The organism is Staphylococcus warneri, from assembly GCF_900636385.1.
Lineage (GTDB): Bacteria > Bacillota > Bacilli > Staphylococcales > Staphylococcaceae > Staphylococcus > Staphylococcus warneri.
Genome location: NZ_LR134269.1, coordinates 973,167 through 998,679, shown reverse-complemented (window position 1 = coordinate 998,679; position 25,513 = coordinate 973,167). Strand labels below are relative to the sequence as shown.

The 25,513-nt window shown below is 31.4% G+C and carries 27 protein-coding genes, 1 pseudogene and 2 riboswitches; of the genes and pseudogenes, 10 read left to right on the top strand and 18 right to left on the bottom strand.

The window, feature by feature from the left end:
• The first annotated feature begins 103 nt into the window (after positions 1-103).
• Together mnmL and mnmM are read left to right on the top strand one after the other, a co-directional pair.
• Positions 104-1,057 carry a tRNA modification radical SAM protein MnmL/YtqA gene (gene mnmL, locus EL082_RS05025; RefSeq protein ID WP_002452150.1) on the top strand — a complete coding sequence of 318 codons (954 nt, stop codon included), beginning with the start codon at positions 104-106 and terminating at the stop codon, positions 1,055-1,057.
• Complete coding sequence (gene mnmM, locus EL082_RS05020; RefSeq protein ID WP_002466231.1) at positions 1,054-1,617, top strand: tRNA 5-(aminomethyl)-2-thiouridylate-methyltransferase MnmM; 564 nt, start codon at positions 1,054-1,056, stop codon at positions 1,615-1,617. Before mnmL ends, mnmM begins: the two co-directional genes overlap by 4 nt.
• A 53-nt stretch (positions 1,618-1,670) precedes the next feature.
• Here the strand turns inward: mnmM and EL082_RS05015 are convergent, their stop codons facing one another.
• Together EL082_RS05015 and EL082_RS05010 are read right to left on the bottom strand one after the other, a co-directional pair.
• On the bottom strand, positions 1,671-2,072 hold the full coding sequence (locus EL082_RS05015; protein WP_015364883.1) for a transcriptional regulator, SarA/Rot family: 402 nt from the start codon (positions 2,070-2,072) through the stop codon (positions 1,671-1,673).
• Between the two features lie 403 nt (positions 2,073-2,475).
• Positions 2,476-3,303, bottom strand: coding sequence for an alpha/beta fold hydrolase (locus EL082_RS05010; RefSeq protein ID WP_002466222.1), 828 nt, complete (start codon positions 3,301-3,303; stop codon positions 2,476-2,478).
• Between the two features lie 230 nt (positions 3,304-3,533).
• Between EL082_RS05010 and EL082_RS05005 the strand changes: the two are divergent.
• Positions 3,534-4,533 (top strand): annotated as a pseudogene (locus EL082_RS05005) (proline dehydrogenase family protein).
• 270 nt (positions 4,534-4,803) lie between these two features.
• Here EL082_RS05005 and ribH read toward each other — a convergent pair.
• The 7 genes from ribH to EL082_RS04970 all read right to left on the bottom strand — a co-directional run bounded on the left by ribH (position 4,804) and on the right by EL082_RS04970 (position 11,808).
• Positions 4,804-5,262, bottom strand: coding sequence for a 6,7-dimethyl-8-ribityllumazine synthase (ribH, locus tag EL082_RS05000; protein ID WP_002466232.1), 459 nt, complete (start codon positions 5,260-5,262; stop codon positions 4,804-4,806).
• A 12-nt stretch (positions 5,263-5,274) separates the two neighbouring features.
• A complete protein-coding gene (ribB, locus tag EL082_RS04995; protein WP_015364882.1) occupies positions 5,275-6,456 on the bottom strand; it encodes a 3,4-dihydroxy-2-butanone-4-phosphate synthase in 1,182 nt (393 codons plus the stop codon).
• Between the two features lie 14 nt (positions 6,457-6,470).
• A complete protein-coding gene (ribE, locus tag EL082_RS04990; RefSeq protein WP_002466238.1) occupies positions 6,471-7,103 on the bottom strand; it encodes a riboflavin synthase in 633 nt (210 codons plus the stop codon).
• A gap of 6 nt (positions 7,104-7,109) precedes the next feature.
• On the bottom strand, positions 7,110-8,153 hold the full coding sequence (gene ribD, locus EL082_RS04985) for a bifunctional diaminohydroxyphosphoribosylaminopyrimidine deaminase/5-amino-6-(5-phosphoribosylamino)uracil reductase RibD (RefSeq protein ID WP_002466226.1): 1,044 nt from the start codon (positions 8,151-8,153) through the stop codon (positions 7,110-7,112).
• A gap of 163 nt (positions 8,154-8,316) precedes the next feature.
• Positions 8,317-8,447, bottom strand: a riboswitch (FMN riboswitch).
• A gap of 197 nt (positions 8,448-8,644) precedes the next feature.
• Positions 8,645-10,144, bottom strand: coding sequence for an FAD/NAD(P)-binding protein (locus EL082_RS04980; RefSeq protein WP_002466241.1), 1,500 nt, complete (start codon positions 10,142-10,144; stop codon positions 8,645-8,647).
• Between the two features lie 322 nt (positions 10,145-10,466).
• Complete coding sequence (gene sagB / locus EL082_RS04975) at positions 10,467-11,321, bottom strand: peptidoglycan release complex glucosaminidase SagB (protein ID WP_015364881.1); 855 nt, start codon at positions 11,319-11,321, stop codon at positions 10,467-10,469.
• A gap of 262 nt (positions 11,322-11,583) precedes the next feature.
• The gene (locus EL082_RS04970; protein ID WP_015364880.1) at positions 11,584-11,808 is read right to left on the bottom strand and encodes a hypothetical protein; all 225 of its coding nucleotides are present in this window, start codon (positions 11,806-11,808) and stop codon (positions 11,584-11,586) included.
• Between the two features lie 192 nt (positions 11,809-12,000).
• On the opposite strand from EL082_RS04970, the gene EL082_RS04965 reads away from it, so the two are divergent.
• Entirely contained in the window at positions 12,001-12,489 is a 489-nt protein-coding gene (locus EL082_RS04965) for a sigma-70 family RNA polymerase sigma factor (RefSeq protein ID WP_002466234.1), read from the top strand.
• Positions 12,490-12,493: 4 nt separating this feature from the next.
• Complete coding sequence (locus EL082_RS04960; RefSeq protein WP_002466246.1) at positions 12,494-12,940, top strand: competence protein ComK; 447 nt, start codon at positions 12,494-12,496, stop codon at positions 12,938-12,940.
• Here EL082_RS04960 and EL082_RS04955 read toward each other — a convergent pair.
• Together EL082_RS04955 and EL082_RS04950 are read right to left on the bottom strand one after the other, a co-directional pair.
• Positions 12,915-13,370, bottom strand: a complete 456-nt coding sequence (locus tag EL082_RS04955; RefSeq protein ID WP_002466233.1) for a hypothetical protein — start codon at positions 13,368-13,370, stop codon at positions 12,915-12,917. The two genes, EL082_RS04960 and EL082_RS04955, sit on opposite strands and share 26 nt — an antisense overlap.
• Positions 13,371-13,571: 201 nt before the next feature.
• Positions 13,572-14,285 (bottom strand): transaldolase, encoded by a 714-nt coding sequence (locus EL082_RS04950; RefSeq protein WP_002466243.1) that lies wholly within the window; start codon positions 14,283-14,285, stop codon positions 13,572-13,574.
• Positions 14,286-14,540: 255 nt separating this feature from the next.
• Here EL082_RS04950 and EL082_RS04945 point away from each other — a divergent pair, with 255 nt between their 5' ends.
• From EL082_RS04945 to EL082_RS04935, 3 genes are all read left to right on the top strand, one after another.
• Positions 14,541-14,846, top strand: a complete 306-nt coding sequence (locus EL082_RS04945; protein WP_002466223.1) for a hypothetical protein — start codon at positions 14,541-14,543, stop codon at positions 14,844-14,846.
• Positions 14,847-14,985: 139 nt separating this feature from the next.
• Positions 14,986-15,348: a fluoride efflux transporter CrcB gene (gene crcB, locus EL082_RS04940; RefSeq protein WP_002466225.1), complete on the top strand. Its 363-nt coding sequence runs from the start codon at positions 14,986-14,988 to the stop codon at positions 15,346-15,348.
• A complete protein-coding gene (locus tag EL082_RS04935) occupies positions 15,348-15,704 on the top strand; it encodes a fluoride efflux transporter FluC (RefSeq protein ID WP_026088921.1) in 357 nt (118 codons plus the stop codon). The genes crcB and EL082_RS04935 overlap by 1 nt, the downstream gene beginning before the upstream one ends.
• A gap of 59 nt (positions 15,705-15,763) precedes the next feature.
• Here EL082_RS04935 and EL082_RS04930 read toward each other — a convergent pair whose 3' ends face one another.
• From EL082_RS04930 to metK, 3 genes are all read right to left on the bottom strand, one after another.
• Entirely contained in the window at positions 15,764-16,600 is an 837-nt protein-coding gene (locus EL082_RS04930; protein WP_002466227.1) for an aldo/keto reductase, read from the bottom strand.
• A 152-nt stretch (positions 16,601-16,752) separates the two neighbouring features.
• On the bottom strand, positions 16,753-17,661 hold the full coding sequence (locus EL082_RS04925; RefSeq protein ID WP_002466230.1) for an NERD domain-containing protein: 909 nt from the start codon (positions 17,659-17,661) through the stop codon (positions 16,753-16,755).
• A 119-nt stretch (positions 17,662-17,780) separates the two neighbouring features.
• Complete coding sequence (gene metK / locus EL082_RS04920; protein WP_015364877.1) at positions 17,781-18,980, bottom strand: methionine adenosyltransferase; 1,200 nt, start codon at positions 18,978-18,980, stop codon at positions 17,781-17,783.
• A 108-nt stretch (positions 18,981-19,088) separates the two neighbouring features.
• A riboswitch (SAM riboswitch) is annotated at positions 19,089-19,204 on the bottom strand.
• A gap of 153 nt (positions 19,205-19,357) precedes the next feature.
• Between metK and pckA the strand changes: the two genes are divergently transcribed.
• The gene (pckA, locus tag EL082_RS04915) at positions 19,358-20,950 is read left to right on the top strand and encodes a phosphoenolpyruvate carboxykinase (ATP) (RefSeq protein WP_002466245.1); all 1,593 of its coding nucleotides are present in this window, start codon (positions 19,358-19,360) and stop codon (positions 20,948-20,950) included.
• A gap of 475 nt (positions 20,951-21,425) precedes the next feature.
• On the opposite strand, the gene EL082_RS04910 is transcribed toward pckA, so the two are convergent.
• Together EL082_RS04910 and ytkD are read right to left on the bottom strand one after the other, a co-directional pair.
• Positions 21,426-22,175, bottom strand: a complete 750-nt coding sequence (locus tag EL082_RS04910; protein ID WP_161767517.1) for an alpha/beta hydrolase family protein — start codon at positions 22,173-22,175, stop codon at positions 21,426-21,428.
• Positions 22,176-22,185: 10 nt separating this feature from the next.
• Positions 22,186-22,659 carry an RNA deprotection pyrophosphohydrolase gene (gene ytkD, locus EL082_RS04905; protein WP_049414668.1) on the bottom strand — a complete coding sequence of 158 codons (474 nt, stop codon included), beginning with the start codon at positions 22,657-22,659 and terminating at the stop codon, positions 22,186-22,188.
• A gap of 60 nt (positions 22,660-22,719) precedes the next feature.
• Between ytkD and yidD the strand changes: the two genes are divergently transcribed.
• Positions 22,720-22,959 (top strand): membrane protein insertion efficiency factor YidD, encoded by a 240-nt coding sequence (gene yidD / locus EL082_RS04900; protein ID WP_002452125.1) that lies wholly within the window; start codon positions 22,720-22,722, stop codon positions 22,957-22,959.
• Here the strand turns inward: yidD and menC are convergent.
• Together menC and menE are read right to left on the bottom strand one after the other, a co-directional pair.
• Positions 22,943-23,956 (bottom strand): o-succinylbenzoate synthase, encoded by a 1,014-nt coding sequence (menC, locus tag EL082_RS04895; protein WP_002466818.1) that lies wholly within the window; start codon positions 23,954-23,956, stop codon positions 22,943-22,945. The two genes, yidD and menC, sit on opposite strands and share 17 nt — an antisense overlap.
• On the bottom strand, positions 23,946-25,355 hold the full coding sequence (gene menE, locus EL082_RS04890; RefSeq protein ID WP_002466826.1) for an o-succinylbenzoate--CoA ligase: 1,410 nt from the start codon (positions 25,353-25,355) through the stop codon (positions 23,946-23,948). The genes menC and menE overlap by 11 nt, the downstream gene beginning before the upstream one ends.
• Positions 25,356-25,513: the final 158 nt, after the last annotated feature.

Genomic DNA, 25,513 nt, shown 5'->3' with positions numbered 1-25,513 from the left:
TTGCGTTCTCCTCTTTATATTTTTCTCAATCTATAATAGACACTATAACATTAAAGTATGTTAAAATCTTTATTTAGATACAAAACAGAAAGGAAAATGTCTTATGGGTAATTTCTTCCCGTATGCTTTTGAAGATAAAAGATATCACACTTGGAATTATCACTTAAAAAATAAATTTGGTCGAAAAATATTTAAAGTTGCCTTAGATGGTGGTTTCGACTGTCCAAATAGAGATGGTACTGTAGCTCATGGTGGATGTACATTTTGTTCAGCAGCTGGTAGTGGCGATTTTGCAGGAAATCGTGCTGATCCTATTGAAGTACAATTCCAACAAATCAAAGAAAGAATGCATGAAAAATGGAGTGAAGGTCAATATATCGCTTACTTTCAAGCCTTTACAAATACACATGCTCCTGTAGAAGTATTAAAAGAAAAATATGAACCTGTCCTGAAAGAAGAAGGCGTTGTAGGTTTATCAATTGCTACTCGTCCTGACTGTTTACCTGACGATGTTGTTGAATATTTAGCAGAATTAAATCAAAGAACTTATCTTTGGGTAGAACTTGGTTTACAAACTGTACACCAAACGACTTCGGACTTAATTAATCGTGCACATGATATGCAAACGTATTATGAAGGTGTCGCTAAATTACGTAAGCATAATATCAACGTATGTACACATATCATTAATGGGTTACCAGGTGAAGACTATAACATGATGATGGAAACTGCACGTGAAGTTGCTCAAATGGACGTCCAAGGAATTAAGATTCATTTATTACATCTATTAAAGGGCACGCCAATGGTAAAACAATATGAAAAAGGCATGTTAGAATTCATGTCACAAGAGGATTATACAAACCTCGTATGTGATCAACTTGAAATTCTTCCACCTGAAATGATTATTCACCGTATTACAGGAGATGGTCCAATTGACTTAATGGTTGGCCCTATGTGGAGTGTAAATAAATGGGAAGTGCTAAATGAGATAGACAATGAATTAGCACGTCGAGATTCATATCAAGGTAAAAAGTTTGAACATAAGGTGAAATCATGAAACTAGAACGGATACTCCCCTTTTCAAAGATTCTGATTCAAAGTCATATTACTGATTCTAGTATCGTCATTGACGCTACTTGTGGTAATGGAAACGATACTTTATTCTTGGCACAACAAGTGCCTCATGGATTTGTATATGGCTTTGATATTCAACAATTGGCTATCGATAATACTAAAATGAAGGTATCTAACTATTCAAATGTAAAACTGATTAAAGATGGTCATGAAAATGTAAAACAATATATTACTAAAGACCATATCGGCAATGTCGATGCTGCTATATTTAATCTTGGTTATTTACCTAAAGGTGATAAATCAATCGTTACTACACATCAAACAACTATAAGTGCCATCCAAAATATTTTTGATTTATTGAATGAAGAAGGTATCATTATATTAGTGATTTATCATGGTCATGATGAAGGTAAAATTGAACGAGATGCATTAATGGATTATTTAACACATTTAGATCAAAAACAAGCACACGTCTTACAATATCAGTTTATAAATCAAAAGAATAATGCACCATTCATATGCGCTATTGAAAAAAGAGGTTAACGTTATTAACGCGACAAAGAAGGGACCCAAAAAGGGCCCCTTCTTTTTTGATATTATACAGCTAAGATTGATTTTAAGCTTGTCTGCATAGGTTCTGATTTCGATGTAATTGTTTCCCCAATGAAATCAAGTAAACCATCTTTTTGTTTTGCTAATTTTTCATTAAAATGAATAATAACAGTACGTTCATCGTCTTGTGGACGCTCTTTATATATCCACTCTAAATTAACTAAATTATTGTAAGTTCTTGTTCGCTTATACGGCTTAATTTCAACAAACTCGTCCATTTCTTTTAATGTCATTGAACCTTTTTCCCATAGGTTTAATAAAATTAAAATCTCTTCTTTAGACATGTCATATTCTTTTTGAATTGTTTCAAATATAGAATTAACATCGGCTAACAACTTGTCTAACTGTAAAATACCATAAACTCTTTCATTTTCATTTTGATTCATAGTTAACATCTCCCAAAATAACAAGTTAATTTTATCATTTTCTAAAATAACCGACTCCCAAATTTCTATCATCGGTTAATTGAAAAATTGTCAATATTGCTTGTTCATATTAACAGAACATTTGATAAATGAAATGCTTGGTTAAGACTTGTGTATTTTACTATAAATGTGACATATAAAAATATAATTTTGTAAAATGGTTCGATTTCAATACACGAAGTCTTATTACATATTAAAATTATATTTTTAATCCAAACAAAATATATCAATATTACATTAAAATTGCAACTATAAATTAAAAAAGATTTTACGTATTTATCTCCATTAACCTTATAAAAAAGATTAATAGTTTTCTACTACTTTTTCACAAAAAAACCAGGTTGCTTAAACAACCTGGTTAGAATCATATATCTTCAATTTCATCTTCTTCAACAATAAATCCCATAGTATTTACACTATTATTAAGGAAAGTTAGTACATAACGCATCACTTGGTCTCGCTCTGGCTCATTATGAATCTCATGGTATAAACCATTCCATACTTTATAATATAACTCATTTGTTACTAGTTTATCTTTAAATGTTTCAGTTGCATTGATTTCTGAAATGATATCTTCACTACCTGTCATAATTAAAGTTGGTAATGGTTTGATATCTTTGATGTGTTCCATTGTCTCTTTCATCATTTCATTTACAAGGTTATACCAATGATATGTCACTTTTTTCAACATTAATCCATCATTGACTGTATCTTCAATAACTTCATCATTACGTGTTAGGTCTTGAGCTGTGATACCAATTTTAAATCGAGTATCTTTGGATACTTTACCAACATTAGAGAGTAATTTATTCTTTCTATCCTTACCTGATTGTTTAAATTCTAATAATGGTGAAATGAGCATTAAACCTTCAACGGGTAATTCAATTCGCTCTAATAAGTTAATTAAAATTAAACCACCTAAACCTACACCAAGAATAAAGGTTGGAATTTTATACTCATTAGCAATTTTAATCCATTCTAATATATTCTCATGATATTCATTAAAATCTTCAATTTGTCCTTTATTAGCTCTAGACGTTTGGCCTTGTCCAGGTAGATCACCCATTATGACATGATAACCATTTCTTCTTAACATCGTAATAACATAGGCATATCGACCAGTATGTTCTAATATATTATGAGCAATGACAACAACGCCTTTTGCGTCATTTTCAGTTTCCCACTTCCACATTCTTAAATTGCCCTTTTTCAAAAATCTTCAATAGCATAATTATACCAAAACATTACAATTAATTGCCATTTTAATCTATTATCTTAAACATGCAGACATGCCTACCTCAAAACCGTGTAATATTACTAAAAACATTATTAAATTCTTTATGTAAACGCTTTCTCAAAAATATGTTTCATGATACACTATTTTAAAACTACCAATGATATTTGGTTATGGAGGTATGTACGATGGGAGTTTTCAAAAATGTATTTATAACTTTGTCTAATAACAGTTATTTAAATAATGCTGCTAAACAAGTTGGTCCAAGACTTGGTGCTAACAAAGTAGTAGCTGGTAACACAATTCCACAATTGATAGAAACAATTGAGTATTTAAATGAAAACAAGATTTCTGTTACTGTTGATAACTTAGGGGAATTTGTGACAACAGAGCAAGAAAGTCAACAAGCTAAACAAGAAATATTAGAAATCATGGAAGCCATAAGCCAATACCATGTTGATGCACATATGTCAGTCAAATTAAGTTTATTAGGTAGTGAATTTGACTTAGAACTTGCATACCAAAATTTGAGAGAAATTTTACTTAAATCTAATGAATATGGGAACATGCATATCAATATAGATACTGAAAAATATGATAGCTTACAACAAATTATTGAAGTTTTAGATCGATTAAAGGGAGAATTCAAAAATGTTGGTACAGTGATTCAAGCATATCTCTATGATGCTGAAAAACTGATTGATAAATATCCTGAGTTACGATTAAGACTCGTTAAAGGGGCATATAAAGAGGATGCCTCTATTGCATACCAAACTAAAGAAGAGATTGACGCAAATTATATTAAAATAATTGAAAAAAGACTTTTAAATGCGCGTAATTTCACTTCAGTTGCAACACATGATCATAATATTATTAACCATGTGAAACAATTTATGAAAGAAAATCATATCGAAAAAGAGCAAATGGAATTCCAGATGCTATATGGTTTCCGTTCAGAGTTAGCTCAAACAATTGCCAATGAGGGCTATCATTTTACAGTATATGTCCTTATGGTGATGATTGGTTTGCTTACTTTATGAGAAGATTAGCAGAACGCCCACAAAATTTATCATTAGCAGTTAAAGAATTTGCGACACCAGAGACATTGAAAAAGTTGGTGTTTTCTCAGCTATTGGTATAAGTGTTGCTTCTCTTGTAGGGTTAACTACTAAGTATTTACGTAAATAAAATCATTAAAAAAACTGCCCACAAAATACTAATTTTGTAGGCAGGCTGTACAGGTTGAGACATAAATATATATTTCAAGTTACATTCATGTATAAGCAGTAGTTGACTGTAAAGTCATTCTTTTTCTTTAGAAATTAGTATTTCTTATGCATGAGTTTCACTCATGTATTCCTATTTTAAAGTACACATTAGCTGTGGCTAATGCGTAAGAACCACTTCATATTCAATGATTAGTGGTTCTTTATTATTTCTGTCCCTCTCCTTTCTTGTTTAAAATTGTTTCAATAAATTAGCCATTTCTATTGCACTTACAGCCGCTTCAGAACCTTTATTACCTGCTTTAGTTCCTGCACGTTCAACTGCTTGTTCAATACTTTCCGTAGTTAATATACCAAATATAACAGGCACATCTGTTGACTCATTAGCTTTTGATACACCTTTTGCAACTTCATTACAAACATAATCATAATGCGATGTCGCCCCTCTTATGACACATCCTAATGTGACTACTGCATCATATTTACCTGTTTGAGCTAATTTTCTTGCAACCATAGGAATTTCAAAAGCACCAGGTACATAAGCGACATCAATATTATTTTCGTCAACATCGTGACGAATAAAAGTATCCTTAGCACCCTCTAGCAAACGTCCTGTAATAAAATCATTAAATCTACTCACTACAATAGCAACTTTTAAATCTTTACCTACTAATTTTCCTTCAAAATTCATTTTATGATCCTCCTAAATTAAATGTCCCATTTTTTCTTTTTTAGTTGTCATATAGTCATGATTATATTGTGTTTCTGGTACAATCACTTCTATACGTTGTTGAATATTAATGCCATATTCTTTTAATCCTTCAAATTTCTTCGGATTATTACTTAATAAATTTACTTTTTCTATTTCAAAATATTTAAGAATCTGTGCAGCTATATTATAATCTCGTAAATCTTCATCGAATCCTAATGCTAAATTAGCTGTAACAGTATCATAACCTTTTTCAATTAATTCATAGGCACGTAATTTATTCATGAGTCCTATGCCACGCCCTTCTTGAGGTAAATAGATAATCATTCCACCGTTTTGTTCTATATAATTCATCGAAGCTTCTAATTGAGCACCACAATCACATCGTTGGCTATGGAAAATATCACCCGTAAGGCATGCAGAATGGATACGCACATTTTCATGTGATCTAATATCACCTTTAGTTATAACGACGATTTCTTCTTCACTATAATCAGTTGTAAAACCATACATATCAAATGTACCAAAATCGGTTGGCATTTTTACTTTCGCATTAAGATTTACATGTGATTCATTAACTTGACGATATTCTATTAAACTTTCAATCGTAATCATAACTAATTGATGTTTCTCTTTAAATGCTTGAAGATCTTCACCCTTAGCCATAGACCCATCATTATTCATAATTTCACAAATTACACCTGCAGGTTTAGCACCTGTTAATTTAGCAAGATCTACTGCCGCCTCTGTATGCCCATTTCTTTCTAACACACCATTATCTTTAGCAATTAAAGGAAATAAGTGACCTGGACGGTTAAAATCTGAAGCTTTTGCATGCTCTTCGATTAGTGCTCTTGCAGTTAGTGTTCTCTCATTCGCACTGATACCTGTTGTTGTATTCTTATGGTCAATACTTACAGTAAAATTTGTCCCATACACGTCTGAGTTATGTGATTCCATCGGATGGAGCTCTAGGCGTTCACTAATACTTGAACTGATAGGTGTACAAATTAACCCACGACCTTCTCTAGCCATGAAATTAATCGTATCGTCTTTCATCCATTCAGTTATTGCTATTAAGTCGCCTTCATTTTCTCTATCTTCATCATCAACTACAATAATACTTTCACCTTGTTTTAAAGCTTTTAAGGCTAATTCAATACTGTCGAACTTCATGTTTATTGCCTCCCCTAAAAACCAAATGCTTTTAGTTTTTCTTCTGTTAAACTCGATTGATTATGATTTAAAATATTTTCAACATATTTGAATAATACATCTGATTCTAAATGTACGTTATCTCCCACTTTTTTACTAGATAAGATGGTGGAACGTCTTGTTTCAGGAATCAAATGTATATCAAAAGCATCTGAATGAAGATCGAAAATCGTTAAACTTGTACCATCAACTGTTATCGATCCTTGTTTAACCATTTGATTAAGTATGGATTTGGATGCTTTAATTTGGATAATCATTGAATTGGCAGATTCATTAATTTTAGAAATCGTTCCTAAATGATCAACATGACCTAACACAAAGTGACCACCAAATCTGCCGTTTCCACTCATCGCTCTTTCTAAATTAACTTTCGTATGGCGTTGAACATCAGAGAGGTAAGTTTTATTTTCTGTGCCTTTAATCACTTGAACAGAAAATGTTTGGTCATCAAAATCAATGACAGTCAAACACGCACCGTTCACACTAATTGAATCACCAATATGCATGTCTTCTAGTATTTTTTCGGCAGTAATTACTAATGTTCGAACTGAATTTTGATTACGAACTTCTTGTACCGTTCCTATTTCTTCAATGATGCCTGTAAACATTTGCAATCACTTCTTTCTCAAAACTAATTTAATATTTTGATGTATTAACGTGGAATTAACAATTTCAAATTGAGTTGTATCTGGTAATGATATAATTTGGTCAGTTTGGAAAAATTGATTCTTACCAGAACCACCTATTATTTTCGGGGCAAAATAAAGTACAAGGTGATCTAAATGATCTGATTGGAGAAATTCTGAAGTAATTTCGGGACCTGCTTCGACTAACAGTTTCCCGATACCTTTATGATATAAATCTTTTAAAATAGATTTAATCTCACATTGTTCCATATATATAATAGTTACATTACTATTGTCTACTGTTAAATTTTTATTTTCTGTATAGATCCAAATGGGAGAAGCGTTGTCGTGAAATAGTTGTTGACCAAAATCTAATTTGCCACTTTTACTAAGTATGACACGAATTGGATGTTTACCGTCAGCTATCCTTGTCGTGTACAAAGGATCGTCAGCTTCTATCGTTTTACGTCCGGTTAATACTGCATCGTGACTATGACGTAATTGATAAACATCTTTTTTTACATCCTTATTAGTAATCCACTTACTCTCGCCATCATCGGTAGCTTGTTTACCATCTAAACTAGCAGAAACTTTCACAGTTAATTCGGGAATGCCATTCCTTTTAGCAGTGAAGAAATCTTGATAAAGTTGGGCTGCAACGGCATTATATTGAAATTCAACTTCAATGCCTGCATTCTTCAATATGTCATCACCTTTTGAAATGAGTGTAGTATCTTTAACAGCATAAATGACTTTTTGAATACCTGCTTCGATGATTTTATCTACACATGGTGGCGTTGAACCATGATGTGTACATGGTTCTAATGATACATATATTGTCGCACCTTTTGCTTCTGATTGTGCCATGTCTAAAGCTTGAACTTCAGCATGTTTATCACCTTTTCGTAAGTGAGCACCAATACCAACTATTCTACCGTCTTTGACGACAACCGAACCTACAGGAGGATTAACACCTGTTTGTCCATCAACCATTTGTGCAAGTTGAATAGCATAATTCATAAATTTACTCAAAATATCACCTCTAAAATTAAAAAGCCTTACACCAATGAAATGATACATTTCAAGGCATAAGGCGAAATCATATATTTTTAAACAAGCATATTTATATCTAAAAAATAAAAATATACTTATTAATACACATACTTATACAAATATATGTTAATGTCGATAAACGTCATTCTTTCTCCCATCCAGACTTTAACTGTCGGCTCTAGAATTTCACTAGATCAGCCACTAACAAATGTTAGCAGGTCGCAGGCTCATATCACTGCCGGTTGGGAATTTCACCCTGCCCCGAAAGAATTTTATATGAAATTGTTAAAGGTTAATTGAGTATTGTATTCTGATTTACTACAATTCAAATCATACTACACCTTTTTCAAAAATACAATTACTATACATTGTACTTAATTAAAGTAATACTTTTAAATTAAATCATCGGATTTTGTTTCTCTTTTAAATAAAATATGGATTTAAAAATAACCGAATATCATTAATCAACGCTAAATGCTCTCTTCGTTTATATTTTCAAAGTCTTGTTGAGTGTCATACAATCTATCAACTGCATTAGCCACTTGGTTAACAATCATTTTGACACCGTTTCTAAGTTTATTGACGCCATTTGTCATTTGTCCTATCGCTATGACATTAGTTAAAGTACCAAATCTAGGACTAATAACCTGGTTCGTTTCAGGAATAATTTGTATACCACCCATGGGATGAGATTGTACAATTTGCCTATTTTCTAAATTACGAATTAATTGGTCATCTTCATCTAGCTCAGATAAATGGTTTTTAGATCCAGTTGCATTAATGACTACATTAAAATCTTCAATGTCATTCTCATTTTCATATTGTAAATGGAATAATCCGTCCTCATGATATACATTTTTTAAATTTTTACGGATAATCAACGCCTCTTTTTCTAATAACTCAATAAGTAATTTCGCAGTTCTAGGAGGCATTGGATTAGAATTGAGTTGAATCATTTTAGTATATTTCTCTTGGAATATTTGTTGATCTTCAAAACTTAAACTATTCCAAATCCAATTTAAATTTTCCTTTAAGTATTCAATTATACTTTGGAAAATTCCCATTTCCTTTTCATGTTCTAAATCAAACTTTAAATCATTAATATGATTTCCAGTTCTTCTATTGATTAATTTTTCAAAATCTATACCATAGTCGCTACATTCTTTTAAAAATAAATCTACTGCTATATCTAATGGGACATTCCCATAATTCTGTGCCTGTAAATCATTAAACTTTTGTTTTGTTAAATGTGTAAATTCTATATCTACCATTTGACCTCTTACACTAGGTAAATTGGCAGATCGACTAGTCATTAAAATAGGCAATCTAGGGTGATGTGCAGTGACATATCGAATAACATCTAGACTTGCTAGACCAGTACCAAGAATTGCAATTCTATCATCTTCATTTACATCATCTAATGAATTGTATGTAGGGTAAGGTGTCGGTTTAAACCCTTTTATACCTTTTAAATGATATGGATCGTGATATGCAAATGTACCAAAGGTTAAAAATAAGTAATCATATTCTCGCCATTCTTTCATATCATCTGAGGTACAAACGTAATATTTAAGATTTGTTTCGTCTACTTTTGAAGTCGTAAATATTTCACGTACTTTATGATTGATAATTGTTATATTTTCATATTGATCATCAAATTTGGATAAATATGATTTCATATAATGTCCAAATACAAAACGTGGTAAATATGTAGGATTATCGAATTCAAATTCTTGCTGATGTTGATACCATTTCCAAAACTCTTCATCATCATCTAAATTTAAACTCATTTTTTTAGACGGCATATTAATAAGTAATTCACTACTATCATTTTGAAAAGGAACACCCTGTCCCATATTATTGCGGTCATCATACACATCTACTTTTAATTTTTCAAAATGGTCATGTTTGACAAGTTGACGTAAAACACTGACACCGGCTGTGCCCATTCCTATTATAGCTACTCGCATTGTTATATCATCCTTTATCTAAAATCTATTTCTGTGATAATTTTTCTTAATAATTCCTTTTTCAAGTTCATAGATTATCAAAAATTAGACTTTCATATTTACTCATATATATCCTAATCTTCAACAATTTAATCCTTTATAATTTGTGATAAAATCTTTCTAAGAGGTGATGAAATGAAATTAATTTCTAAAATCATAGCACTCACTATTATAATATTTTTATGGATGACACGTCATAATAAAGCTGAATAATACAGTTAACGTATACAAAAATGCCTACAACAGTTATTACCGTTGCAGGCATTTTTCCATATTAGCTTCATTATTTCTTCAAATGATCTTTATCATCTTTATAAACATATAACTTGAAATATTTACCTTCAGTTTTCATATCTTTATAAAAATCCGCGATGATAGTGGCATTACTTTCAGCCCATTTAATGTCAGTTGCATATTGATGTTCACCAGGATTCTTAGGATTCCATCTCATACTGTATAGTGTATCTTGATCTTCATGTTTTAAGAAATGATTATGAATGAAATCAGCACCACCATAAATGGCTTTTTGAGGTGTGTCCCAACCATGTTTTTTAGCATATTCAGCACCTGTCTTAACAGGATCTTTGTCTAATGCTCCTACACCGTAAAAGTTGTAGTATTTCTTACCATCAATTTCTACACCTTTAGATAATTCACTCTTAGCAGCACCTGTTTCTAATAACGCATGTGAAATTAAATAAACTTCATTTACATGTTTATCTTTCGCTGCTTTTGTAAAGTCATCAGTATGTTTCAATAAAGTTGGTCGATCAACTAACATACGCTTAATTCTTTTTTCATCAATACCTTGATATTTAGATAAATCTAAAAACTGATATTTTTGTACGTCACTATCGATAAATTGACTACTATCCATAGCTGATTTTATTTCAGTTGATGATGCATCTCTCCACGCATCATTGTTTTTATTCGATACTTGTTGACTCGTATAGTTATCTATTTGTTTCTTTGCGGCTTTATCTAAAGTTACATCTAATTTCTCAATCTTCTGTTCTTCTTTTACGTGTTTAAAGAAGATTTGGTCAGAAACCATTGAGAAAAAGATAATTGCTCCAATTACAAAGATAATCAGCAATCCTAAAATTGCAACAATAGATCCCTTTTTGTGCTTCGTCATATTCACACCTCTTAGGTCAATGTTGTTATTCTTTTCAATTGTATTACGATAATAAAGTTTAACATTATTAATTCTGATTCACAATTTAATATATACTTTGTTACAAATTCATAAATAAAAAGTAATAAAAATGAAACTTTTGAGATGAAAAAGATTTAGACAACAATATTGACACTATCTTCAGGAAAATGATGCACGAATTATATGCATGCAATTTACATATGATAGTGTCAATTCAATTTCTATGTCTAAACCTTTACCATTATTTATTATGATTTTTATATTCCATCATGATAAAACTTACAGCTTGTGATCTATTTTTATAAAAATATTGATTTAAATCAATTGTTCCTTCAATTTCACCATCTCTATATTTCATTTCATTAGTAAAATTATTAATCATTACAAAATCTGAGCGATCTTTAATTCGATCTAAATCGTCATTGCGTGCGAAAAAATGTTCTAAATTTAAGTGTGCGTAATCCATACGTACCTCCTATCAAACTTTGCTCTATTTAAACAATACGACAATGTAATTGTAAAATTTAAATACCTAGTTATTTTCTATGCTTACTATTTAACACCTATTTTTACAATTAAGCAAATGAAATTTTTTATTAAATATTTTAAATTCATTTTATCCGGAAAAACGCTTTATGTACATAAATAGGAGAAAACTTTGGAATTCAAGATTATCTATCAAGAGTACAACAAAATCATACATTATTTGTTAAAAAGATACCAAATCACTTATAATTATGACGAGTTTTATCAATTACTGTTAATCCAATTATGGCACTTAACTCATAATTATCAACCCTCAAAATCTCACAAATTATCCTCTTATCTTTTTATTAGGCTAAACTATTATCTTATCGATATATTTCGCAAAGAAAACAAAAAATTATCTACTATAAATATTGATACAACTGTCTACTCAAAAAATGAACCCATTCAATTTTTAAACGAAGATGCATTACTTTTGCAAGACATTTATTATCTATTAAATAATCAAGAAAAACAATGGTTAGATTTAAAATTATTGGGTTATAAACAATTTGAAATCGCAAATATAATGCATCTTTCTATATCAACTATTAAGAAAATTAAAAAAGTAACTCAATCCAAAATTATGCAGCATTTACAATACAACCTAGAAAAGGAATGACAACATGAATCAAATTACAACATCTCAATTATTATATATTGAAACAGAGATAGGTCCAAAAAGTGTTACTCGATGTCATTATCAACAATATGCCATTTCACTACCGCTTACTATCAATAATACATTAATATATCTATTAGAATTACATCAAAAATCATTACCGCTTCAAAAGAAACTTGCTAAACGACTACTTCAAATTAATAAAAAGATACCTCTTTACGTTAATGAGACACTTATCTTGTTCCCTCTTAAAAATCATCGTTCTCCTATTCAAATTTATATTAATGCATACTATATTATTGGAATTCAATCAAAAAGCGATGCCACACTCATACAGTTTTCTAATACTAAATCTCTAGTAGTAGACGAACCTTACACTTCTATAATAAAAAAATGGCAAGAAAGCTTACTTCTTTGCCATTTGATTACACATTCGTATTCTGCTTATTAAATTTATATTCTAATAACTTTTTAGTAAAAAATGCAGTTACTTTCTTAATTAAGAACAGAGAAATAATCATCAATAGAATCGCACCTACGATAATTAATATCACTGTTACTGTTGATAAAGTGACTTGTGGATTAATAAAATAATTAACAGCTGTGAGACTTGTAATTAATCCAAATAGAAAGCCACCTAATAATATCACATATGTAAAAACGATTCCCATCAATAATAGAATTAGACTAAATGAACTTATATTTTTTTGTCTAAATACTTGAGTTCTTAAAAATTGATTTGAAAATTTGACAGGCTTATTTAAAACATCAGTCTCATGTTCATCCAATTGGTTCAATTCCTGATTAAGTTGTTCTTTTTCATTATTATTTAAGAACCATAATTGCTTTTTTACTCTAGCACTAAATGTCTTTTTATCCATAGCTAGAATTGCACCTCTACTCTAATTGGTTATTTATATATCATAGATGACTTTGAACAATCATTCAATTCAAAATTAAAAATCTTAATAAGAAAAGCCAATCTAACGTACATTGTTTACTTAAAATAAAAGTTGAAAATATGTACGTGCGATTGGCTACTATTTTGACTCATTCTTCATCTTCTATCATTTTATGATTATTTATAAAATAGATAACCCTGAACTTTGAATATCTTTAGCAAAGCCTTTGACTGTATCAATAGATAGTCCTTCGACATCTCTACCTAAATTATTATTGACCTTCTTAACAACATCTGCAGGACATGTAATGATATCAGCACCAATTTCATCAGCTTGCATTACATTAAATAATTCACGGCAACTAGCCCATAATAATTTAACGCCTTTTTTACTATGTGTAATTTCGACAGCTTCCTTCATCAATGGTAATGGATCTACACCAGTGTCGGCGATACGACCAGCAAATACAGATACATATGTTGGTACCCCTTCAGTTACAGCTTCAGTAATTTGTTTAACTTGTTCAATCGTATAAACAGCAGTTACATTCAGTCTTACTTGTTTAGCTGATAAAGCTTTAATTAATGGAATGGTAGACGTACCATCAGTTGTAACAATAGGAATTTTAACAAATACATTATCACCATATTGTTTTAAGATTTCAGCTTCTTTTTCCATTGTTTCTAAATCATCTGCGAATACTTCAAATGAAATTGAAGCATCCGGAATTTCTCTCACTGCTTCTTCAGCAAATGCTTTATAATCTGTTACGCCAGCTTTTGCCATTAAACTAGGATTAGTTGTAAATCCATCAACCTGTTTGTTTTTGTATGCTGCTTTCATTTCTTCGATATCTGCACCGTCAGCAAATACTTCTACGTTTAATTGTCTCATAATGAATTCCTCCTTAATCGATAACATTGATTTAATGTTATTGATTACTATATTTAAGTATGTAAATGCTTTAATTTAACATAACTTCATTAATTATTTATAAATAATTTATAACATGCTTTTGAAATGTAAGCGAATTATTTGCCTATATCATAGGATTTCGATTTTCAACGCATTTTTTATATTAATTTATACTATTCTCATATCCTAAAAAATGGTAGTATATTGTAATGATAACCATCTAGGAGGATGCGCATGTCAAAATCAAAAATCTACTTTTATATTACATTAATATTATTAGCGATAAGCTTTTTCTTTAATACAAATAATCCTTTATTGAATAGTGTTTTAGGTTCATTCGTTAAACTGGTCATTGCATGTAGTGTGATCAATGTCATTATATTGATTGCTTCAGTGATATTTGCAGATAAATCTATCAAACACGCGCGTGAAAAGCAAGATTGGATAAGAATTGCCAGTAAGTTTTTACCTATTCTTATTTTCATCGTAATTATCATTCATATTTTATCCTCATTACATACCTATGGTTTCCTTTTTTAATGGATAACGTAGTGTGGATTTATTCAAATCAACCTTTTCTATGAGAATTGGTTGATTTAGTTTTATATATGACATTCAACTAACTCAAGATATATGATTTTATATTTTAAAACAGATTAAATTGAAAGGACTTTTGAAAATGCAATATTTTTATATTTTTATCGGTGGTGCCTTTGGTGCATTATTGAGATATCTGTTTTCTTTCTTTAATCATGGACATGACATACCTATAGGCACATTAAGCGCCAATTTAATAGGTGGCTTTTTTATGGGATTTTTGTCGGCTTTAACAATTAAGCTATTTAACAACAATCCTTTATTAAAAAAAGCCGTCACTACTGGATTCATGGGTGCATTGACTACATTTTCTACATTTCAATTCGAACTCGTTCAAATGTATAATCAGCAACAATGGGCGTTATTAATCATTTATGCTTTGATAAGTTACATCCTTTGCATTCTTTTATGTTTACTAGGTAAGAAATTAGGTGAGCAGTTATGATAAAGACAATGATATTAGTTATGCTTGGTGGCGGCATCGGTGCGATGATCCGTGCGATAATATCAAATTACTTCAATCAATTTATTACCAAATTACCTGTGGGTACATTGATAGTTAATATTATGGGATGTGTGTTAATTGGCACCGTATCTGGATTATCACTGCACATCAATTGGATAAATTCATTCTTCATCACAGGTATTTTAGGCGGATTAACAACATTTTCAACCTTATCTAATGAACTTGTAGGCATGGTATCACCTAAATTTAAGCCTATACCTTTTATTATTTATACACTCTTGCAATTTGTAGGCGCATTTTTAAGTTGTTATTGGGCTTATCATTTATTTCAATAGTTGATGATATATTAAAACCACGTCCCCCCTTTCAATTTGAGGACGTGGTTTTGTCTTTTTTATTGGCCATTAAATTCTGATGGATCAGGTCCAATTCTTTTATTTTGATTAAGGTCATCTAATTTTTTCATTTGGTCATCATTCAATTCAAAATCTAATATATTTAGATTTTCATCTATACGGTGTGGTGTCACAGATTTAGGGATTGTTACTACTTGATGTTGATAGTTCCATCTAATAATCACTTGTGCTGGCGTTTGCCCAACTTCTTGTGCTACCTGATTAACTATTTCATCATCCAATATTTGAGCATTCATTAATGGTGACCAAGATTCCATCACGATATTTTGAACATCTAAATATTGTCTTAACTCTTTTTGAGTTAAGTATGGGTGGAATTCAACTTGATTGATGACTGGTTTAATAGATACTTGAGCCAATAATGCTTCAAAATGATCTACATTAAAGTTACTCACTCCAATGTTTTTAACACGCTCTTGTTTATATAAATCTTCCATACCTTGCCATGTATCTATCATTAGTGCTTCATTCGTACCTGGCCAATGCATTAAATATAAATCTAGATAATCTAAGTCTAATCTTTTCAAACTATTTTCATAAGCTTGTTCAACATTTTCTCTACCAAAATCTTCTAACCATAATTTTGAAGTAATAAATAAATCCTCACGTTTTAAACCAGTGGATTCAAGTCCTTCTTTAATACCTTGGCCTACTTTTTCTTCATTACCATATACCTTTGCTGTATCGATACTTCTATATCCATTTTCAATTGCGTATTTAACAGCTTTTGTACAATCATCATTATTTTCTACTCTAAATGTACCTAGACCAACTTTCGGCATCGTGTGTCCATTATAAAATTTAATATTGTCCATACATTCCCACTCCTTAAATACAATTTCATTATTTCTATACCCTATGAAAGTAAATCAAACTTAGATTAAACGTAAGTCATATAAAATTCAATTTCTGTGCTCAAAACTAAAAAAGCTAGTAGAGTTAAAACCTCTACTAGCTTAGTTGAAATTTAATTAAAGGATTCAATTTGTTCCATGATTTGTTGTAAATCGTCGACATTATATTGAATACGTCCATGGAATACAAATTTGTTAAAGAATTCATCAAGTTGTTCTGGTCCAACTAATACTTTGACATTACTATTTTGAGCATAGTTCGAAATAGTAACATCCCCATCATTTTTAGGATTAAAGTAAAGAATAGACGTTGGTGTATACTTTGTATTTAATTTACTTTGTAAGTCACCTGCTACATTCTGTATTTGTTGAATTTCGTCTGAATAGTTTATAAATGATAATGATTTTTGATCATTATTTTGATCAAGTACTAATGTTTGTGGTGTTGATTGATCTAATTCCAACGTATTAAATACTTGTTCCATAGTTGGTAACTCAGAAAACTGAGCACCGCTAATCCCATTATATACATGACCTTTTAGTAATTGAGAGTCAATAATATATAAACCAGTACGAGTAAGAACGAGATGACTAATTCTTTCAATTTTATTTAATTCATTTGTTGGTAGGAAAATATTAGCCATGATATGCATATCTTCAGGACGAATACGTTTTTCATTGACTAAACGCTCACGAATACCAATTAATCGCATATCAGTTACATATTCACTATGGTTTTTAGAGAATAGCTTTAATGCATCAATTTCTCTTTCTTTACTATTTACTGTAGCTTCATAATCTTCTTTTTGTTTCGTAACTGCCTTTTTATTCTCAATACGTTCTTTTTCTAAAGCTTCTTCATGAGATGCCTTTATACTTTGTTCTTTTTGTTGGTATTCTTCTTCTGTTTGTTGCTTAATCTTTTTCTTACTATTTAAAGCAATTAAAAATAGTACAAAAAAGATAAATGCAATGACTACTGCAACAATTAACCCTATACCAATAGGTGAAGATAAACTCATCACATCAACGCTCCTTTTATATGATCAATACAACTAATTATAAAACATAATGATGACATTTTCGACATTTAGTCGCAATTTATCTTATTATATTTCAAACATCCCATAAGTTATTTCGTTTAAACTTTGTTAATCGTATCTTTTAAAACGTTGACTTTATCTAATTTTTCCCATGGTAATAATACGTCAGTACGTCCGAAATGACCATATGCAGCGGTTTGTTTATAAATAGGTTGTTTTAAATCCAACATTTTAATGATACCAGCTGGTCTTAAATCAAAGTTTGCTCTAACCGCTTCAACTAATTCAGCCTCTGTTACTTTACCTGTTCCGAAGGTATCTATAGCTATTGATACTGGTTCAGCTACACCTATTGCGTATGCAAGTTGGACTTCACATTGTTCAGCTAATTCTGCAGCAACAATATTCTTCGCTACATATCTAGCAGCATAAGCAGCAGAACGGTCTACTTTAGTTGGATCCTTACCACTGAAGCAACCACCACCATGGCGTGCATAACCACCATACGTATCCACGATAATTTTACGTCCTGTTAATCCAGCATCCCCTTGTGGTCCACCGATTACAAAACGTCCTGTAGGATTAATATAGAATTTTGTCTTATCATCCATTAATGATTCTGGAACAGTTGGATAAATAACATGTTTTTTAATATCCTCTTGAATTTCTTCTAAAGATTTATCTTCAGCGTGTTGCGTTGACACAACAATAGTATCAATACGTTTAGGTTTATCATTTTCATCATATTCTACAGTGACCTGAACCTTACCATCCGGACGTAAATAGTCTATAATGTCATCTTTACGTACATCTGATAGACGTTTCGCTAATTGATGAGATAAGAAAATAGGTAACGGCATATAAGTATCTGTTTCGTTTGTAGCATAACCAAACATTAATCCTTGGTCACCTGCACCAGTTGCTTCAATTTCTTCTTCAGAAATATCATCACGGTATTCTAATGCTGTATCAACACCTTGAGCGATATCTGGTGATTGTTCATCAATGGCAGTTAAAACGGCCATCGTTTGTGAATCGTAACCATATTTAGCACGTGTATAACCAATTTCTTTAATGGTCTCTCTTACAACTTTCGGAATATCAACATATGTCGTCGTTGATATTTCACCTGAAATTAATGCCATTCCAGTTGTCACTGTAGTCTCACAAGCCACACGTGCATTAGGGTCGTCTTTAAGAATTTCGTCTAAGATTGCATCAGATACCTGATCAGCAATTTTATCTGGATGTCCTTCAGTTACTGATTCTGAAGTAAATAATCGTTTATTGTTAGTCATGTTTTGCTCCTTTTAAAATATATTACGATAATTCTCTTTTATTTGAGCTAAATAAAAGAGCCTTCTACTACTACCTAGATAGAGTGAAGGCTCTTATACGTCCATTCGCTCTTATCGTTCAGACATTATACGTCTGCAAACGGTTTGGCACCTTTCTTTTTATATGTAAAAAGAGGTTGCTGGGTTTCATTGGGTCCATGTCCCTCCACCACTCAGGATAAGAGAATCCGTTAAAATTAATACTACCTAATAAGAGAATTAATGTCAATTTATGATTTAAGTTATTTTAGTAATAATTTACGGTGGATTAATTAAATTGATATGTTATACTATTGAAATGTAAAGGCTTACATTATAACTATCTGGAGGGATTAAGTATGTCGATTGATACATACTCTGAAACGACTAAAATTAAACAATTATTAGAAAAACCATCAACAAAGTTTCAACTATCAACAACTCAACTTTACAATAAAATATTAGATAATAATGAAGGTGAACTTACTGAATTAGGTGCTATTAATGCTAGCACTGGTAAATACACTGGCCGCTCACCTAAGGATAAGTTTATCGTTACTGAACCTTCATATAGAGATAATGTAGATTGGGGAGACGTCAATCAACCTATCGATGAAGAAACATTTTTAAAGCTTTACAATAAAGTATTAGACTACTTAGGCAAGAAAGACGAATTATATGTTTTTAATGGTTACGCAGGTAGTGATAAAGATTCACGTTTGAAATTAACTGTCATTAACGAATTAGCATGGCATAATTTATTTGCACATAACATGTTCATTCGTCCTGAATCTAAAGAAGAAGCAAAATCAATCAAACCTAACTTTACAATTGTATCTGCACCACATTTCAAAGCTGATCCTGAAGTTGATGGCACGAAGACTGAAACGTTTGTCATTGTGTCATTTAAACATAAAGTGATTTTAATCGGTGGTACAGAATATGCTGGGGAAATGAAAAAAGGTATCTTTTCAGTAATGAATTACCTATTACCTATGCAAGATATTATGAGTATGCATTGCTCTGCTAACGTGGGAGAAAAAGGCGATGTAGCACTATTCTTTGGTTTATCAGGTACAGGTAAAACAACGTTGTCAGCTGATCCTGAAAGAAAATTAATCGGTGACGATGAACATGGTTGGAATAAAAATGGCGTGTTCAACATTGAAGGTGGTTGTTATGCAAAAGCAATCAATCTTTCAAAAGAAAAAGAGCCACAAATTTATGATGCTATTGAATACGGCACTATCTTAGAAAACACAGTCGTTAAAGAAGACGGTACTGTTGATTTCGATGATAATAAATTCACTGAAAATACAAGAGCAGCTTATCCTATTCATCATATTGATAATATTGTATTACCTTCAAAAGCAGCACATCCTAATACGATTATCTTTTTAACTGCAGATGCATTTGGAGTGATTCCTCCAATTTCAAAATTAAATAAAGATCAAGCAATGTATCATTTCTTAAGTGGTTTCACGTCTAAATTAGCAGGTACAGAACGTGGTGTAACAGAACCTGAACCATCATTCTCTACTTGTTTCGGCGCACCTTTCTTACCACTTCATCCTACAGTTTATGCAGATCTTTTAGGAGAATTAATTGATAAACATGATGTTGATGTTTATTTAGTTAACACTGGATGGACTGGCGGTAAATATGGTGTTGGTAGAAGAATTAGTTTACACTATACGCGTCAAATGGTTAACCAAGCTATCTCAGGGAAATTAAAAGATGCAGAGTTTACAAAAGACTCAACATTTGGTTTAAATATTCCAGTTGAAATTAAAGATGTACCAAAAACAATCTTAAATCCTATCAATGCTTGGAGCGACGCTGAAAAATATAAAGCACAAGCAAATGATCTTATCCAAAGATTTGAAGATAACTTCAAAAAATTCGGCCCTGAAGTCGAACACATTTCTGACAAAGGTGCTTTCAATAAATAAAAGTAAAACAGGCTGGGACATAAATATATATTTCAAGTTACATTCATATTTAGGCAGTAGTTGACTGTAAAGTCATTCTTTTTCTTAAAGAAATTAGAATGACTTACACATGAGTATTAACTCATGTGTTCAGATTAAGTTTAAGAGGTATACATGAACTTAAAAGTTCATGCATAAAACCGTCTAAGTAATGAATTACAAAGACGGTCTAATGTACCAAGCTTTTTCATTTCTAGTCAACCTTGCCGGGGGGACGGGCCCCAAACATAGAGAATTTCGAAAAGAAAATCTACAGACAATGCAAGTTGGGGATGGACAACGATAAAGAAATACTTTTTCTTTAGAAATTAGTATTTCTTATGCATGAGTTTCACTCATGTATTCCTATTTTAAAGTACACATTAGCTGTGGCTAATGCGTAAGAACCACTTCATATTCAATGATTAGTGGTTCTTTATTATTTCTGTCCCACTCCCTATTTTTTGTTTATTTCTATTTGAGTCATCCATTTATGTATGTACTTTAAAGTTTCTTTTAAAGCAAATGGTCGAGGTACATGTCCTTCTTCCATTTGATAAAGTGTATCATAATGCACACCAATGTCTTTCAATCGTCGTTCTAGATAATAAGCTTGATGAATACCTACCTGTTTATCTTTACCACCATGTACAATTAAAATCGGTGGACTTTGCGGTGTAATATATTGTATCGCTTCTCTAACTTCATATGCTTCATGATCTTTTTTAGGGTGCCCAACCATTCTTCTCAGCATCCCTCTTAAATCCACACGCTCTTCATACATTAAATGTATATCAGAAACACCACCCCAAATGATATAACTATCAACTGGTAAATCTTGAAATGTTAGCAAGCCTTGCAACCCACCACGAGAAAATCCAATCATATGTATAAACGCGTTGGGATATTTTGAATGTAATATGCGTATAAGTTCAGTGACATCATTTAAATCTCCTCGATAAAACTCATCTTTACCTTCACTACCATTATTACCTCTATAATAAGGACCCACAACAAGTGTCTGTTCATTAGCAAATTGCATTAAGCGAGCTGCTCGTACCCGACCAACTTGTCCTTTTCCGCCTCTTAAATAAACCACTATTCTATTAACTTTACTATATGGTGTCATCATTAGTGCCTTCACTTTTAGATGATCAACATCATAAGTGATTTCATCAAACTGGTGCGTAGCTATTTCAATCGGCATTCTTTTCGTTTTAATAAAGTCCAAGTGAAATCACCCTTTCAAAACAGTGTAAAATGGCGTCATCTTGTAGCAAAAAACTACGTTCACTATATGGTATGTCTTCTATAGAAGTAAAAAGACAAGGGCCATCTGTTTCTAAATAGTCAGTTCGATTGGCTAAAGATGAAACTTGAATAAAATAAACATCTTTGACAAACCTAGAGGCATCGTTAGTTTTCACAGTATATTGAGCAATGTACTGTATTTCTTCTATAAATGCACCGGTTTCTTCATATAATTCACGCTGGATAGCATCAATGCTTGATTCTCCATGTTCCCTTTTGCCGCCAGGAAATTCAATACCTCTATTTTTATGTCGAGTAAATAATAACTTCCCTTGGTATACTGGTATTGCAAGAACGTGATTACCTGTTGGATTATCTGTATTCGCTTTATATGTTAACTGCACTTCTCTTTGGTCTTTATCTAAAAACTTCAAGTACATCACATTCCTTTATAATATGTTAAAATAACTGTATTCAAAATTCTGGTTGGAGGCTTTTTTATGAAAAAAATATTCTTAGCCTTGATACATTTTTATCAACGCTATATTTCTCCATTAACACCACCTACATGTCGCTTTTATCCTACATGTTCAGAATATACGCGTGAAGCGATTCAATATCATGGTGCTTTCAAAGGATTATATTTAGGCATTCGACGCATACTCAAATGCCATCCACTACATAAAGGTGGCTATGACCCAGTACCGCTTGCTAAAAATAAGTCTAAACATCACCATTAATACATTCTAATTTACTTCTATCTACTACAGGGGGAATGAATTCAATCATTCCCTCTTTTAAAATACCTTCATTTTCCACAAAGTCATTTTCAAAATAATAGCCTGCTGGCGTCACATCACCAGGATAATCACCATATTGAGATAACATTGCAGTAAAATAACGACTCAATCCGTATTCATACATACCACCTACAACAATATTAATACCCCTATTTTTTAGATAATCAATGGTTTCTATAACACGGTCAATACCACCTAATCTAAACGGCTTGAGTACAACAGTATCAATTTGATAATGCGAAACAATAAACTGAATATCATCAATTGATGTTGCCTTTTCATCAATTGCAATAGGTAATTGCGGTTCATTATCAAACTGTTTTAAGGTATTAATATTAGCAAACGGTTCTTCTATATATAATATATTTTGATTCATATCTTTATTTATTTCTTGGTATTGATTGATATCGAGTGACTCATTTGCATCGATGACAATATCAAATGGAAATTCTAATGACTTTAATTTATTAATATCAGAAATTAATTGATTTGAATATTTCACTTTTATACGTTTAGGTTGCGTTTGCTTTAACGTCGCAAATTGGGCATCACTCCATCCACTGACGGTAGCACCATATTCAACCTTAAATGCTTTAAGTTTATAATACATTTGATATAACGCCATGACAACTGTACTGCGGGCTGCCGGACAATGATTTAATGTGTTCAATAGCGACTGCCATTCTTCAAATGAATATACATCCTTATTCTTAATTGATACAAACCACTGTTCGATCTGTTGTTTAACAGAAGATATAGTTTCCTTATCGTACCATGGTGTTTTAAAGGCGTTGCACTCACCAAAATACGTATCACCTGTTTCAGTAATCAGTTCGATGATTAAACATTCTCTTTTGTCTAATGACACTTTAGGTGTCACAATAGGTGATTTAAATGCCTGACTATACAAGTAAAACTTCAACTCATTAATCTTCATTTTCAGATTCCTTTGACATCACTTTATTTCTTTGTAGTTTACCTGTTGAAGTATATGGTAATTCATTTACTTCATAAAAGGCTTTAGGTATTTTATATTTAGCTAAATGTGTGGAGAAATGTTGTTGTAAATCATTTTTATCAAAGTGGTCTTGGGCGATATAATATAGTACCGGTACTTGACCCCAAGTGTCATCATTTTGACCAATACATACGGCGTCTTCAATTTCAGGAAAATGTTTAGCTACAGATTCAATTTGGTATGGATAGATATTTTCTCCACCACTAATGATTAAGTCTTTACGACGATCATAAATCATAACGAAGCCATCATCGTCAATTTCAGCAATATCACCTGTTTTAAAAAAGCCATCTTCAAATGTATCTGTTAAATTAGAAGGATATAAATAACCATTCATTACATTTACCCCTTTTATGAGTAATTCACCGTGACCATTTTGATCAGCATCTTTAATTTTAACTTTGACATTATCACTCGGTTTACCAACTGTATCATATCGTTGAGCCAACATATCTGGTGTCGCAGTTAAAAATTGTGAACATGTTTCAGTCATTCCAAACGAATTATAAATAGGCAAGCGATAATCTAATGCTTGTTGAATTAAATTTGAAGAAAGCTTTGCGCCACCTAACAGAATCTTTTCTAATTGATATGGCTTTTCTAAACCTGCATCCATTAACCATTTTAATGTTTGTGGCACAAGTGACACATGAGTAATATCTTCATTTTTAATAATATCAAGCATATTTTCTGTATTATATTTCTCTAATAGTCTGACAGTAAATCCTTCCATCACACTACGTAATATCACACTCAAACCTGATATATGATAAATCGGGAGTACAGATAACCATTTAGATTGTTGACTATATCCTAAGCTCCTTTTACATCCTTCTGCACTTGCTAGATGATTCTTAAACGTTTGAGGCACAGCCTTTTGTGGACCAGTCGTACCCGATGTAAACATGATTGATGCGATATTTTCTAATTTAAAAATATTCATTTGATCTTCTATTTGATTTAAAAGCTGAATTTCCTCAATATTGTATATATTAAAACCTTCTAATTCTAAAGATGTCGTTGTGATAATTGTATTAACATCGATTGAATTCATTTGAGCAATCATTTCATTAGTCGTTAACCGAGTATTAATCATCGCAATTTCAATATTAGCAAGCCAACATGCATGTATTAAAATCAATGACTCAATTCGATTATTAATATGTAAACCAATTCTTGACTGAGATAATTGGTTTAAATGTTGTGAAAGTCCATGCGCTTCATCATATAAAGCTTTGAATGTAAGCGAGTGTTGTCCATCAGTCACAGCTATTTTATTTTTATTCTTGATAGATTGTTCTTTTAACCAAAAGTCCACGAGTCATTCCTCCATTTATCATTACATATTTAATTATAACGATTTTAATTGAATCTATCAGTGGTCAAATCTTAAATTTCTAAATAAAGTATGTAGAAATAAATGTATATCTACACCCTTGCATTCAAGAATGTCCTTTTAAATTATAAAAACTACAC